We start from the raw sequence: 13,340 nt of genomic DNA on the forward strand, positions 1-13,340 counted from the left end.
CCGTTCGAATCGCCTGAATGGCCCCATCCGGCCCGGAAATGGGACCAATCGGGCGATTCGAAGTCAGAGGGACTGGAGCACCCCCACCGCGGCGAGCTGTCCCGCGGCGGCGGCGAGGAGGACCGAGGCCATCGGGCCGGGGAGGGTCGCGCGATGGGCGAGGTCGCCCGCGGCGAAGACCCCCGGAAGCGACGTCCGCCCGAACTCGTCGATCTCGATGGACCCCGACTCCAGGAGCCGCAGCCCGAGGTCCGCGGCGAAGGGCGCCCGGTGCCGCATCGTGCCGGAGGCCACGAACACGCCCGCGACGTCGAGGTCGCCCTCGGCGCTGTGCACCCGAACCCCGCCCTCGTGAGCGGCGACAGCCTCGACCGGAGCGGAGGCCACCCGTACCCCGAGCTCCTCCAGCGCGGTACGGTCCTCTGCGGCGAACGGCTCTCCCACCGGGACCACCGTGATCTCGCCGACGATACGGCCGAGCAACCCGATCAGATGGGCCGCCCGGGGAACCGCCCCGAGGATCGCGATCGGCTTGCCGGCGTGCTCGTGTCCATCGCAGAACGGGCAGCTGAAGACCCGGACGCCCCACAGTTCGGCGAGACCCGGCACCGGCGGGAGGTCGTCCGCGACGCCGGTCGCCAGGATCACCCGTCGGGCGTCGGCCGCCGACCCGTCGGCGAGGCTCACCGTGAAGCCCGTCTCCGCGTCGCCCGAGATCCGCTGCGCCGCGACGTCCCGCGTCTCGACGTCCGCATAGGCCGCGAGCTCCGTGCGGGCCTCGGCGCGGAGGTCGGCCGGGGCCTTCCCGTCGGCGCCGATCATGTTGTGCATGTGTCGCACGGTGCCGTTGCGGTACTCGCCCGAGTCCAGCAGGAGCACGGGCCGGTGCATCCGTCCGAGGGTCAGCGCGGCCTGGAGTCCGGCCGGACCGGCACCGATCACGATCGCGTCGTACATGGGGTTCCCTTCTCGCGTCTTGCGTTCGGCACCAGTCTGTGACTTCATGTCAACATGAAGTCAAGCGACCCGCACCCGTGGTCCGTCGGCGAGGTCGCCGCGCGGTTCGACCTGCCGACGAACGTGCTGCGGCACTGGGAGACCGTCGGCCTGCTCCGGCCGCCCCGCGACCCGGCGGGCCGGCGTCGGTACGGCGAGGACGAGGTCGTGCGCATCGCCGTCATCCAGCGCAGCAAGGCCGCCGGGATGAGCCTCGACCAGATCGCCGTGCTCCTCGACGACGGCAGCGCCGGGCGGCATCAGGTGCTGCAGCAGCATCTCGACGACCTCGACCGGCGGATGGAGGAGATGCGGCGATCGCGGGAGATGACCGAGCACGCCATGGGGTGCCGGGCGCACGACATCGCGACCTGTCCGCGGTTCCGCGCCGGCGTGGACGACGTGCTCGCGCGCTTCTGACTCCCCCGGGGGGTACCCGGCCGATGCATAGGAAGCTCTGCGTAAACTCGGAGACGTGTCCCGCGCTTCCAGGATTCACCCGATCCGCAACGGCCGCCCCACCCGTCTTCGGCCCCTCGGCCGCCTGGGCGGAGCCGCGCTCGCTGCGGTGCTCGCCGTCGGTCTGAGCGCCTGCGCTCCCGACGCCGTGAGCGAGTCGTTCCTGAACGGCGAGAACACCGGCTACGTCGCCGCCGACGGCGCGATCGTCGAGATCCCCGTCGCCGAGCGCGGGGAGCCGGTCGAGTTCGCCGGGGTCACGGAGCACGGCGAGGACTTCGACAGCGCCGACATCGCCGGGAAGGTCGCGGTCGTCAACTTCTGGTACGCCGGCTGCGCCCCGTGCCGCGTCGAGGCGTCCGACCTGGAGGCGGTCTGGCAGGAGCACAGCGACGCGGACGTGCAGTTCATCGGCATCAACACGCGCGACCAGGCGGACACGGCTGTCGCGTTCGCCGACGAGTTCGGGATCACGTACCCGAGCCTCATCGACGTCGACACCGCCCAGGCCAAGCTCGCCTTCGCCAAGGTCGTGCCGATCTCGGCCACCCCCACCACGCTCGTGCTCGACAAGCAGGGCCGCGTCGCCGCGAAGATCATCGGGCCGATCGACGGCACCTCCGTGCTCTCCACGCTCGTCAAGGACGCGCTGGCGGAGGACTCCTGATGTCCGCGAGGTCGTCGTGAACCCCGACGCGATCATCGGATCCGGAGCCCTCTGGATCGCGGTCCCGGTGGCGATGCTCGCCGGACTCGTCTCGTTCCTCTCGCCGTGCGTGCTCCCACTCGTTCCGGGTTACCTCGGCTTCCTCGGGGGAGCCGTCACGCCGCGGAACACCTCGACGACCGGCGACGGCGCCACCCAGACGGCGACGCGCAGCCGCCTGGTCCTCGGCGTGCTGCTGTTCATCCTCGGCTTCACCGTGGTCTTCATCCTCTACACGGTGCTCGGCGGCACCGCCGGCGTGTTCCTGCTCCAGTGGGGCGACCTCATCACCCGGATCCTCGGCGTCGTCATCATCGCGATGGGCCTGGTCTTCCTCGGGCTCTTCGGGTTCGCGCAGAAGGAGCTCCGCTTCCACGTCGACTCGAAGGCCGGGATGGTCGGTGCCCCGCTCCTCGGCGTCGCGCTCGGCATCGGCTGGGCGCCCTGCATGGGCCCCACGCTGGCCGCCATCCTCGCGCTCTCCTTCAACGCGGGCGACCCCGTGCGGGCGGGCTTCCTCGGCCTCGCGTACTCCCTCGGCCTCGGCATCCCGTTCCTGCTCGTCGCCCTCGGCTTCGGCTGGGCGACCAAGGCCATCGGGTTCCTGCGCCGCCACATCCGGGTCGTGAACATCCTCGGCGGCGTGCTGCTGATCCTCCTCGGTGTCCTGATGGTCACCGGCCTGTGGACCGACATCATGTCCCGATTGACGGCGGTGATCGGCAGTGTCATCCTCCCGCTCTGACCGCTCCGAGACGACCATGACGAAGAACAAGGGTGCCGTGACCACCGACTCCAGCGATCCGCTCCGCCCGTCCGACCACGTCGACGGCGACGACACGATCACCCAGCCGCGGCTCGGGTTCGTCGGCTGGCTCCGATGGGGGTGGCGTCAGCTCACCTCTATGCGCACGGCGCTCGTCCTGCTGCTCGTGCTGGCGATCGCGGCCATCCCCGGATCGATCTTCCCGCAGCGGATGGCCGACCCGAACGGCGTGACGCAGTGGGAGCGCGACAACCCCGACCTGTTCCCGGTGCTCGACGCGCTCAAGCTCTTCGACGTGTACCTGTCGCCCTGGTTCTCGGCGATCTACCTGCTGCTGTTCACCTCGCTCGTCGGCTGCGTCATCCCGCGCATCAAGCACCACGCCAAGGCGCTGCAGGCCCGCCCGCCGCGCACGCCCGCGCGGCTGCGACGCCTGGAGGACTACCGCGCCGTCACCCGTGACACCGTCGCCGACTCCGGCACGCGCACGGGCGACGCCGCCGCGGAGGCCGCCGCCTCGATCGACGTCGCCACGAAGCAGCTCAAGGCGCTCGGCTACCGCGTGGAGCGCTACGACCGCGGGCACACGTACTCGGTGTCGGCCGAGCGCGGCTACTGGCGGGAGACGGGCAACCTGCTCTTCCACCTCGCCCTCGTCGGCGTGCTCGTGACGATCGGCGTCGGCGGCGGCTTCGCGTACACGGGCCAGCGCGTGCTCGTCGAGGGGGAGACCTTCGCCAACACGCTGCTCGACTACGACTCCATGAACCGCGGACGCTTCGTGGCCGACGACTCCTTCGCGCCGTACTCGATGCGGCTGGACTCCTTCGACGTCACGTATCAGCCGTTCGGCGAGCCCGGCTCCGGCCAGGCCGGGAACTTCTCCGCGAACATGACCATCCAGGAGAACGGCGAGGAGCGCGAGGGCGCCGTCAAGGTCAACGAGCCGCTGGGCGTGGCCGACGACGACGTGTTCCTGCTCGGCAACGGGTACGCCCCGACGGTCACCGTGCGCGACCCCGAGGGCAACGTGGTGTTCCACAACAGCACGCCGTTCCTCCCGCAGGACAACAACATGACCTCGCTCGGCGTGCTCAAGGTGCCGGACGGCCTGGCCGAGCAGGTGGGCCTCGTCGGCTTCTTCTACCCGACCACCGGCGTGCTCGACACGGGCGCCTTCTTCTCCGCCTACCCCGACCTCACCAACCCGACGCTCACGCTCGACGTGTACACGGGCGACCTCGGGATCAACGACGGCGTGCCGCGCTCGGTCTACGTGCTCGACACCTCCGACATGACCAAGCTCACCGGACGCAGCACCGACGTGGAGTCGATCGAGCTGTCACCGGGTGAGACCGCGCAGCTGCCGAACGGCCTGGGGTCGGTCACCTTCGACGACGAGTCGCCGGAGGGCGCCACCGACGCCTCGGAGTCCGTCAAGCGCTTCGCCTCCCTGCAGATCCACCGCGACGAGTCCGGGGTGTTCGTGCTCGGGTTCGCACTGCTGGCGCTCGGTGGCCTCATGCTCGCCCTGTTCGTGCCGCGTCGGCGCGTGTGGGTGAAGGCCACCGCGGCGGACGGCGCGGTCGACCTCGAGTACGCGGCGCTGGCCCGAGGGGAAGACCCCACGCTCGCCCGCGCCGTGGACGACCTCCGTGCCGGCCACGCCCGGCTGCTCGACGCCGCGGGCGGCACGATCGCCCGTACCCCTGAAGACGCCGACGAGGATGCCGCGGACGCCGTCGCGGACCCTGCGGCCCCGGCACCCGGAAAGTAGACTGACACCATGCTCGAGCTCACCGTGATCTCGCCCGTCCTGCTGTGGACGGCGATCGCGATCTACGCGGCGGCCTTCGTGGCCTACGCCTTCGATCTCGCGCGCCGCTCGCAGGCGACGGCCGACGCCCACACCGTCCGCGAGGGCGAGCTTGTGGCCGCCGGTCGTTCCGGTGGCGTCTCGGCTTCCGCGCCCGTCGATGCGCCCGGAGCCCCGAAGCCGCAGCGCTTCGTCATGGCGCGAATCGGCACCTCGCTCACGGTGCTGGGCTTCGTGTTCCACCTCGCCGCCGCTGTGACGCGCGGCATCGCGGCCGGTCGGGTGCCGTGGGCGAACCTGTACGAGTTCGGCATGGTCGGAACGCTGCTCATCATCGCCGTCTACCTGGCGGTGCTGACCCGCCTCGACCTGCGCTTCCTCGGCACCTTCATCACGGGACTCGTGGTGGTCCTCCTGGGCCTCGGCGCGACGAACTTCTACGTCGAGGTCTCCCCGCTGATGGACCCGCTGAAGAGCGTCTGGCTCATCATCCACGTGTTCGTCGCCTCGCTCGCGACCGCGTTCTTCGCCCTCGCCTTCGCGCTCTCGGTGATCCAGCTCATGCAGGCGCGACGCGAGCGGCTGCTCGGCGAGGGCGCGGCGAAGACCGGCCCCGGCTTCCTGCGCACCTTCCCGCCGGCGGAGCGCCTGGAGAGCCTGGCGTACCTGTTCACGATCATCGGCTTCATCCTCTGGACCTTCACGCTCATCGCCGGGTCCATCTGGGCGTACTACGCGTGGAGCCGCTTCTGGGGCTTCGACGTGAAGGAGACCTGGACCTTCGTGATCTGGGTGCTCTACGCCGGGTACATCCACGCCAGGGCGACGCGCGGCTGGCGCGGCAACCCCTCGGCCTGGCTCTCGATCGTCGGCTTCACCGCCGTGATCTTCAACTTCACCATCGTCAACGTCTTCTTCAAGGGCCTGCACGCATACTCCGGGCTGAGCTGAGTCCATCGGGACGGAGCGTCAGCCGCCGAGGGGGATGACCTCGGCGTGCTCGACGCCGCCCTCGTACCAGACGAACTCGACCTCCGTGACGACCTCCGTCGGCGCGGGAAGGAGCGGACGGACCTCGATGGCGGCGAGCTGCTGCCATGTCTCGGCATCCAGCGTCTTGCCGTAGAGCACCGAGAGGTGGAAGGTCCAGTCCTCGACGGAGAGCTCGTCGAGGCGGCGGAAGTCCGTCGGCCGGAGCACCTCCGTCAGCAAGGCGTAGGCGTGCACGAGCGCGGGCGTGCGGGCGAGGCGCAGGATCACGATCTGCCACGGCGCGGGGAAGACGTCCACGGCGTCGGCGGTGAGCTCGAGAGGACCCTGTTCCGCGGCCCAGGCCCGGATCACGGCCCGCAGCTCCTCCCGACGCTCCGGCTCGAAGAAGCCGCGAAGGGTCACGTGCTCCGTGTGCGGATGCCGGAGCGGCGTGTCCAGACGACCGAGCGCGGCCTCCTGGATGGCCCGGTATTCCGCGGCGACGGCCCCGGTCGGCCGGAGCACGAGATACTGCTGTCCTTCGAGGCTCGCGAGCTGGTCCGGAGTGTCCATGAACGGTCGGCGCATGGCACGAGGGTACGGGGTACCGTCGTCGCGTCCGGGCACTGTTTCGGAGATCGCCACACGACACGCCGCCGGAGCGGGGTGCCCGGCGGCGTGTCGTGCGTGATCTCCGCAGCTGTGCCCGGGGTCAGGCGGTGACGACGGCACGCGCCGTGGTCGTGCGGCGGACCGCGACGACCACCGTCGTGGCGACGAGCGAGAGCACGCCCCAGACGACGAGGGCGGCGACGGCGGCCCCGCTCGCCTCCACGAGACCCGCGAAGGCCGGTGCGGTCGGGAGGGCGGCCCCGATGCTCGCGAGCCAGTCGGGCACGGTCGAGATGAGTCCCGTCGCCACGGCGATGACACCGATCAGTGCGGCGATCCAGCGTCCGATGCCGCCGAACACCGCCACGAGGGCCTGGTTCACCGCGGCGAACACCACCCCGGCGAGGACGGCGGTTCCCGCGAAGGCCCACCACTCCGCGACGTCGTAGTCGGCCACGATCTGCACGATGAGCGAGACGAGCAGACCCTGGGCCGCGCCGATCGCCGCGGCCGGCCAGAACGCGCGGAGGGTGAGGGAGGCGGAGGAGCGTCGTGAGGTGAGCGTGCGCGCCGTGTGCGCGCGGAGGACGAGGAACGACGCGAGACCGCCGAACCACAGCACCACCGCGGTGAGCAGCGGGATCGCGGTGGGGCCGAAGAGCGAGCCCATCGAGGAGTCGGTCGCCACCGGATCAGCGATCACCGACGCCAGCGACGTCGACTCCTCGTCGCTGAAGGACGGGAGGGAGTCGGCCGCGGTGCGCAGTCCGCCCGCGAGGTCGCCGGTGCCGGTCGCGAGGGTGTCGAGGCCGGTGGCGAGCTCCGTGCTGCCGTCGGCGAGCTGGGTCGCACCGTCGGCGAGCTGCGTCGCGCCGGACGACAGTGCCCGCGCTCCTGCGGCCGACTGGTCCACGCCCTCGGTCGCGAGGCGGTTGAGCCCGCCGGCGAGCTCGGTCGCCCCGGCACCCGCCTGGCCGAGCTGGGTGGCCAGCGTGGAGAAGGACCCGGGAAGCGCGGCCACGCCCTCGGCCACCTGCTTGTCGTTGAGGATGCCGGCGGCGGTCCCGGCCGAGGTCGCTGCTGCCACCGCCTGCTTTGCGAGGGCGGAGAGCTGCTCGCACTCCGCCGAGCTCGGATCGGCGGCGCACGCCGTGGCCGCCATCGTCCCGAGACCCTGCGCGACCGCGGCGGACTCGCCCGCAGCGGATCCGGCGGCCGCGGCCGCCGACTGGATCCCGCCCGTGAGCTGCTGCACGTCGGCGACCCGGCCCTGGAGCTCGGTCGCGCCGGAGGTGAGTCCCGCCCCGATGGTGCCGGCGCCGGTCGCCGCCTGCCGCGTCTGCCCCGCGATCGTGTCGAGGCCGGACGCGAGGGTCGAGGCCCCGGTACCCAGCTCTCCGGCACCCGCGGCGAGCTGCGTCGCACCCTCCGGGAGGGCCGCAGCGCCGGTCGCCGCGTCACGGGCCCCCTTCGCCAGCTCCAGGGCCCCATCCGCCGCGTCGCCGATCTGGTCCCCGATGGTGGTGAAGCCGACGAGGATGTTCTCCGTTGTGGCCTCGGACAGCGTGGTGCCGAGCGTCGAGGCCGCCACGTCGGCGATCTGCCCGGTGATGAGGTCGTCCGCCACGAGGCCGTCGTCGGGCGTCGTCACCTGGATCGTCGCCTGCTCCGCGTCCCCGCCGCCGTCCGCGACCGCCTGACCTGCGGAGGTCGCCGCGGCCGAGAAGTCCTCGGGGATCGTGATGACGGCCTGGTAGGTGCCGTCGGCGAGCCCGTCGGCGGCGTCCTCCTCGTTGGAGATGACCCACGTGAGGTTCGAGTCGAGATCGTCCGAGCCCTCGACGAGCCCGGACGCGAGCTGCCGCCCGAGGGGAGCGGTCTGGCCGTCGATCTCGACGGGTTCGTCGAGGTTCACGATCGCCGCGGTCATGGAGTCGAGGCGCTCGGTCGGGTTGTAGAGCGCCGCCATGAGGATGCCGCCGATCGCGGCGGGCAGCAGCAGGACGCCGAGGATCGTGAGCCAGGTGATGGGCTTACGTGAGCGGGCGCGCTCGAGGGGGAGGGTCATGCGGGCACCTCGGTCGTTTCTGCGGCGCTCGGGCGGGGCGCGCGCGTGTCGAGTACGTCGGCGGACGGCCATCCGGCGTCCGCGAGGAGGGAACGGGCCGCGTCGGGATCGACGGCGGTGGCGAAGACGGCGAGCTCTCGGCGCGACCTCGCGTCGCGCAGCATCGCGGCGACCTGGTCGCGCTCGCCGGCGCGGAGCCGGTCCGCGCCGTCGATCACCACGAGCTCGGAACGACCGCGGAGGGCTTCGCGGAGGTCGGCGAGCACCGGGGCGTCGTCTCCCGCGAGCACGCAGCCCACGTGGGAACGGACCCAGGCCGCACGACCGGGGAGCAGGTGTCCGGCGACACGGAGGCGTCCGTCGGCCGGGGCGATGCGGGCGCCGACGGTGAGAGCGAGGGCCCGCAGCGTCCCGGCGTCCGCGCCGCTCGCGACCAGGGCCGCGCCGGGTGCGAGCCGCAGCGACAGTCCCTCCGTCGTCGAGGGGCCGGCGCCGAACTCCAGGTCGTCGGCCGCGACGAGCGACCCGTCGCCCGGCCACGCCTCGAGGTGCCGTTCGCGTTCCACCGCCTCGCCCTCGATGTCCACGCGGGGGAGGATCCGCTCCAGCCAGGACGGGATCTCCCAGGCGCGCTCGCCGAGGATCGCCATGAGCGCCGGGATCAGCGTCATACGCACGAGGAAGGCGTCGAAGGCGATGCCGGCGGCGAGTCCGAGGGCGATGGGCTTGAGGGAGGAGTCGCCCTCGGGCACGAAGGCGACGAACACCGCGAACATGATGAGGCCGGCCGCCGTGACGACCTTCGCCGAACCGGTGAACCCGCTCCGTACGGCGCGCAGAGCTGCGGCCCGTCGGGTGGCGCGGTTCACCGATCCCGCACCCGGCCGGAGGTCAGGATCGTGCACGAAGTCCTCGCGCATCCGCGACACGAGGAACACCTGGTAGTCCATCGCCAGGCCGAAGAGCACGCCCATGAGGATGATCGGCATGAAGCTGATGATCGGGCCGACCTTCGCGACGTGCAGGAGGTCGGCGAACCAGCCCCACTCGAAGACCGCCCCGACGACGCCGAAGGCGGCGACGATCGACAGCAGGTAACCGGCTGCGGCGGTGATCGGCACCCAGAGGGAGCGGAACACGATGGTGAGGAGGATCAGCGAGAGACCGATAACGAAGATCCCGAAGGGCAGCAGAGCCGCCCCGAGCTGATCCGAGATGTCGATGCCGACGGCGGTGAAACCGGTGACCTTGAGGTCGATGCCGAACTCGTCCAGCCACTCGTCGTGGTGGCTGCGGAGCTCGCGCACGAGGTCGGCCGTTGCGGGGTCGTCGGGAGCCGTCTCCGGGATGATCTGGACGATGCCGGTGTCGGCGGTCTCGTTCGGCGTCGCGAGGGCGACCTCCTTCACGCCGGGAACCTCGGCCACCGCGTCTCCGAGGTCTTCCATGAGACCGAGGGGGTCGGTGGAGGTGACGATGGTGCCGGTGAGGATGAGGGGGCCGTTGAAGCCGGGGCCGAACTGCTCGCCGACGAGGTCGTAGTTCTGCCGTGCCTCGGAGTCCTTCGGCAGGACGCCGGCGTTCGGCAGGGCGAGGTCGAGGCTGAGGGCGGGGACGGCGACGATGCCGAGTCCGAGGACGACCGCGAGGGAGACGAGGACGGGGTGCTTCGTCACGCCCTCCACCCACCGACGGCTGCCGCGGGGCTTCGTGACGGCGTCCTTCGCGGCCGCCTTCTTCGGGGCCTTCGCGCGCTTCGGCCGTCCGGCCACGCGGCCCTTGAGGAATCCGAGCAGGGCGGGGGTCAGGGTCACCGCGATCGCCACGGCGACCGCGACGGCCACGGACGCCGCGACGCCCATGGTGGTGAGGAACGGGATGCCCGCGAAGCCCAGGCCGATCAGCGCGATGAGCACGGTGACGCCGGCGAAGACGACCGCCGATCCCGCCGTGCCGACCGCGCGGGCGGCCGACTCCTCAGGTTCAACGCCGTCCCGGACCTGGTCCTGGTGGCGCGCGACGATGAAGAGCGCATAGTCGATCCCGACCGCGAGCCCGAGCATCAGGGCGAGCAGCGGCGTGGTGGAGGAGACGGTCGCGAAGGCGGTCGCCGTGAAGATCCCGGCCATGGAGATGCCGACGCCGAGGATGGCGGTGAGCAGGGGGAGTCCGGCGACGACGAACGAGCGGAACGTGACGATGAGCACGAGGAGCGCGATGAGCAGGCCCACGGCCTCGGTGAGCGTGACGCCGGGGATCGAGATCGCGAAGAGGTCGCCGCCGAGAGAGGCCTGCGCACCGTCGGGGAGCTCTGCCGCGAGCTCGTCGACGGTGGAGCGCAGGGCGTCCTTCGTCTCCTCGGAGACGTCGGTGGACTCGCCGTCGAACTGCAGCCGCACGATCGCCGCCGTGTCGTCGTCGTTGATCATGCCGTTGACCATCTCGTCGTACGGCGAGGTGGCGGCGAGGACCTCGTCGAGGTCGCCGAGCTCCGACACGGCGTCCGCGATCGGCTCGCGGTACGCGTCATCGGTGATCTCGTCGCCGTCCGCGGCCACGACGATGAACTGGGCGTTCGTGCCGCTCACCTGGGGGAAGGAACGGGAGAGCTGCTCGAGGCCGGCCTGGGACTCGGTCCCGGGGATGGAGAACGTGTTGTCGGTGCCGGCGCCGAGGACCACGGCTCCAGCTCCGGCGATGCCGAGGGCGAGGAGCCAGGAGACGAGGACGCGCCATGGGTGGCGGAAGGACCAGCGTCCGAGGGACGAGAGGAGTGTGGACACGCGAATCTCCGTGGGGTGCCGGGTGGATACACAGGTGTATCCGATACATAGATGTATCGTAAGGTCATCCGCCATCCGGAGTCTGTGCACCGGGTGTGAATCGCCGAGAGGGAAGGCCAGGAGGTTCCGATGTCGTCACCCGCCACCCGCAGCCGGGAGAACACGAAGGCGCGTCTGCTGGAGGCTGCCGCGCAGGTGTTCGCCGAGGTCGGCCTGGACGGTGCCTCGGTCGAGGCGGTCTGCGAGCGCGCCGGCTTCACGCGCGGGGCGTTCTACTCGAACTTCGACTCGAAGGACGAGCTGTTCCTGACCCTCGCGGCCGGGGTCGCCGACGCGAGGGTGGCAGCCGTGCGGACTCGCGTGGAGCAGATGCGGGCGGACGGTGAGCTCGCCGACGACTGCGACCCGAAGGATCTCGTCCAGCAGATCATGGAGCTCGGCAGCGACGACCGCCTGGGTGTGATGCTGATGAGCGAGATCCGCATCCGCGCCCTGCGCGATCCGCAGTTCGGCGAGGCGTACCTCGCCCAGGAGCGCGAGATGGTGGCGAGCATCGCGCGCATCGTGGAGGACATCGTGGAGGCGGCGGGCACGCTGCGTCTCCGGCTGCCCGCGACCGATGCGGCGCGCATGCTCATGATCATCTGGGAGGGCATGACGGTCCGCGGTGCCATGGCCGGTCGTGACGACGCGGCCCTGCGGCACTCCGGCGGCGAGGAGCTCGGGCGGCTCGTGGAGCTCCTCGTCGAGTCCTAGGCGCTGCGGGCTGCGAGCAGCTCGTGGTGGCAGCGGGCCAGTCGGGCCAGCCACCACTCCCGACGCTCGTCCGCGGCGGCGAGCCGGGTGAGCGCTGCCGGGTCGGGGGACAGGCGCCCCACCGGGATCGCGCCGTCCACGGGGCGGAGGTCGGCGACGTCGTCCTGGAACAGGGAGGCCGTGCCCAGACCGCAGTCGTAGTCGAGGGTGGGGAGCGCGGCGGCCAGCGCGGCCCCCTGCGACAGGCCGATCGCGGTGTCCAGGGCGCTGGAGACGACCGCGGGGAGGCCGGCCGCGGTGACGATCTGCAGGGCATGGGTCAGGCCGCCCAGCGGCTGGGCCTTGATGACGACGATGTCCGCCGCGCCCGCGCGTGCGACGGCGAGGGGGTCGCCGGACTTCCGGATGCTCTCGTCCGCGGCGACCGGGATCCCCATGTAGGCGATGCGCCGGCGCAGCTCGACGAGCTCGGGCACCGACGCGCACGGCTGCTCGACGTACTCCAGGTCGAAGGCGGCGAGGGCGTGCACGGCGTGCTCGGCCTCGTCGACGTTCCAGAGGCCGTTCGCGTCGATCCGGATGCGACCCTCCGGCCCGAGCGCCTCGCGGACCGCCTGGACCCGGGCGACGTCGTCCGCCAGCACCTGTCCCGGCTCGGCGACCTTGACCTTCGCGGTCCGGCACCCGGAGAACCGCGCGAGGACCTCGGGCACGCGGGCGGCGTCGACGGCGGGCACGGTGGCGTTGACGCCGACCCGCTCCCGCAGCGGCGCGGGCTGCGGCGCGTAGGCGTAGTCGATCGCGGCGGCCAGCCAGGTCGCGGCCTCGGCATCGTCGTACTCGACGAACGGGGAGAACTCCGCCCAGCCCTCCGGCCCCTCGAACAGCAGGGCCTCCCGGGTGTCGACGCCGCGGAAGCGGGTCTGCATCGGCAGGGCGACGACGCGGGCGGAATCGAGGAGCTCCGTGACGGCGGGGATCATGACCCCATTGTGCGCCACGACCCCTCGACAGGATGTCGCGCGTATATGTGCCGTTGACAATGGTGTGTGACGCACACTACTGTGATCGACATGAACGAGACGCTCGACACGCATCTGCAGGAACTGCGCCGCGGCACCGTGGTGCTCGCCTGCCTGCAGCTGCTGCGCACGCCGGAGTACGGGTACGCGCTGCTCGAGCAACTCGAGAGCCGCGGGTTCGCCACCGACGCGAACACGCTCTATCCGCTGCTCCGCCGTCTGGAGAAGCAGGAGTACCTGACGAGCGAGTGGAACACCGACGAGGCCCGGCCCCGCAAGTTCTACCGCACCTCGGAGGCCGGGACCCGGCTGGCCGACACCCTCACCGACGAATGGCGCGCGCTCACCACCGCGATCGCCTCCCTCACCCCCGAGGAGAACTGA

12 protein-coding genes are annotated in these 13,340 nt (G+C 71.5%); 7 read left to right on the top strand and 5 right to left on the bottom strand.

The features are described from left to right. Positions 1-63: 63 nt before the first annotated feature. Complete coding sequence (locus ACFU8V_RS05690) at positions 64-1,005, bottom strand: NAD(P)/FAD-dependent oxidoreductase (RefSeq protein ID WP_378869677.1); 942 nt, start codon at positions 1,003-1,005, stop codon at positions 64-66. A gap of 6 nt (positions 1,006-1,011) precedes the next feature. On the opposite strand from ACFU8V_RS05690, the gene ACFU8V_RS05695 reads away from it, so the two are divergent. From ACFU8V_RS05695 to ccsB, 5 genes are read left to right on the top strand one after another with little or no spacing between them, the layout of a single operon-like run. Beyond that, on the top strand, positions 1,012-1,416 hold the full coding sequence (locus tag ACFU8V_RS05695) for a MerR family transcriptional regulator (protein ID WP_060921714.1): 405 nt from the start codon (positions 1,012-1,014) through the stop codon (positions 1,414-1,416). Between the two features lie 55 nt (positions 1,417-1,471). Then, entirely contained in the window at positions 1,472-2,122 is a 651-nt protein-coding gene (locus ACFU8V_RS05700) for a TlpA family protein disulfide reductase (protein WP_378869680.1), read from the top strand. Between the two features lie 16 nt (positions 2,123-2,138). After that, positions 2,139-2,906, top strand: coding sequence for a cytochrome c biogenesis CcdA family protein (locus ACFU8V_RS05705; protein ID WP_025104444.1), 768 nt, complete (start codon positions 2,139-2,141; stop codon positions 2,904-2,906). Between the two features lie 16 nt (positions 2,907-2,922). Further along, positions 2,923-4,704 carry a cytochrome c biogenesis protein ResB gene (locus tag ACFU8V_RS05710; protein ID WP_378869683.1) on the top strand — a complete coding sequence of 594 codons (1,782 nt, stop codon included), beginning with the start codon at positions 2,923-2,925 and terminating at the stop codon, positions 4,702-4,704. A gap of 9 nt (positions 4,705-4,713) precedes the next feature. Further along, positions 4,714-5,694 carry a c-type cytochrome biogenesis protein CcsB gene (gene ccsB, locus ACFU8V_RS05715; RefSeq protein WP_025104442.1) on the top strand — a complete coding sequence of 327 codons (981 nt, stop codon included), beginning with the start codon at positions 4,714-4,716 and terminating at the stop codon, positions 5,692-5,694. Between the two features lie 18 nt (positions 5,695-5,712). On the opposite strand, the gene ACFU8V_RS05720 is transcribed toward ccsB, so the two are convergent. The 3 genes from ACFU8V_RS05720 to ACFU8V_RS05730 all read right to left on the bottom strand — a co-directional run bounded on the left by ACFU8V_RS05720 (position 5,713) and on the right by ACFU8V_RS05730 (position 11,178). Next, complete coding sequence (locus ACFU8V_RS05720) at positions 5,713-6,303, bottom strand: 2'-5' RNA ligase family protein (RefSeq protein ID WP_378869686.1); 591 nt, start codon at positions 6,301-6,303, stop codon at positions 5,713-5,715. A gap of 124 nt (positions 6,304-6,427) precedes the next feature. Further along, entirely contained in the window at positions 6,428-8,395 is a 1,968-nt protein-coding gene (locus ACFU8V_RS05725; protein WP_378869689.1) for a YhgE/Pip domain-containing protein, read from the bottom strand. Continuing rightward, complete coding sequence (locus tag ACFU8V_RS05730; RefSeq protein WP_378869692.1) at positions 8,392-11,178, bottom strand: efflux RND transporter permease subunit; 2,787 nt, start codon at positions 11,176-11,178, stop codon at positions 8,392-8,394. Before ACFU8V_RS05730 ends, ACFU8V_RS05725 begins: the two co-directional genes overlap by 4 nt. 129 nt (positions 11,179-11,307) lie before the next feature. On the opposite strand from ACFU8V_RS05730, the gene ACFU8V_RS05735 reads away from it, so the two are divergent. Further along, positions 11,308-11,934, top strand: coding sequence for a TetR/AcrR family transcriptional regulator (locus tag ACFU8V_RS05735; RefSeq protein ID WP_378869694.1), 627 nt, complete (start codon positions 11,308-11,310; stop codon positions 11,932-11,934). Here the strand turns inward: ACFU8V_RS05735 and ACFU8V_RS05740 are convergent. Further along, positions 11,931-12,917 (bottom strand): o-succinylbenzoate synthase, encoded by a 987-nt coding sequence (locus ACFU8V_RS05740; protein ID WP_378869697.1) that lies wholly within the window; start codon positions 12,915-12,917, stop codon positions 11,931-11,933. The genes ACFU8V_RS05735 and ACFU8V_RS05740 overlap by 4 nt on opposite strands. Positions 12,918-13,007: 90 nt before the next feature. Between ACFU8V_RS05740 and ACFU8V_RS05745 the strand changes: the two genes are divergently transcribed. Beyond that, positions 13,008-13,340, top strand: coding sequence for a PadR family transcriptional regulator (locus tag ACFU8V_RS05745; protein WP_029989612.1), 333 nt, complete (start codon positions 13,008-13,010; stop codon positions 13,338-13,340).

This window comes from Microbacterium sp. NPDC057658, from assembly GCF_042799975.1.
GTDB lineage: Bacteria > Actinomycetota > Actinomycetes > Actinomycetales > Microbacteriaceae > Microbacterium.

Excerpts from the sequence above, each read along its gene's own strand:
- ACFU8V_RS05690 (WP_378869677.1), bottom strand. The coding sequence starts at position 1,005 with ATGAAGTCACAGACTGGTGCCGAACGCAAGACGCGAGAAGGGAACCCC.
- ACFU8V_RS05695 (WP_060921714.1), top strand. The coding sequence starts at position 1,012 with ATGAAGTCAAGCGACCCGCACCCGTGGTCCGTCGGCGAGGTCGCCGCG.
- ACFU8V_RS05710 (WP_378869683.1), top strand. The coding sequence starts at position 2,923 with ATGACGAAGAACAAGGGTGCCGTGACCACCGACTCCAGCGATCCGCTC.
- ccsB (WP_025104442.1), top strand. The coding sequence starts at position 4,714 with ATGCTCGAGCTCACCGTGATCTCGCCCGTCCTGCTGTGGACGGCGATC.
- ACFU8V_RS05720 (WP_378869686.1), bottom strand. The coding sequence starts at position 6,303 with ATGCGCCGACCGTTCATGGACACTCCGGACCAGCTCGCGAGCCTCGAA.
- ACFU8V_RS05725 (WP_378869689.1), bottom strand. The coding sequence starts at position 8,395 with ATGACCCTCCCCCTCGAGCGCGCCCGCTCACGTAAGCCCATCACCTGG.
- ACFU8V_RS05735 (WP_378869694.1), top strand. The coding sequence starts at position 11,308 with ATGTCGTCACCCGCCACCCGCAGCCGGGAGAACACGAAGGCGCGTCTG.
- ACFU8V_RS05740 (WP_378869697.1), bottom strand. The coding sequence starts at position 12,917 with ATGATCCCCGCCGTCACGGAGCTCCTCGATTCCGCCCGCGTCGTCGCC.
- ACFU8V_RS05745 (WP_029989612.1), top strand. The coding sequence starts at position 13,008 with ATGAACGAGACGCTCGACACGCATCTGCAGGAACTGCGCCGCGGCACC.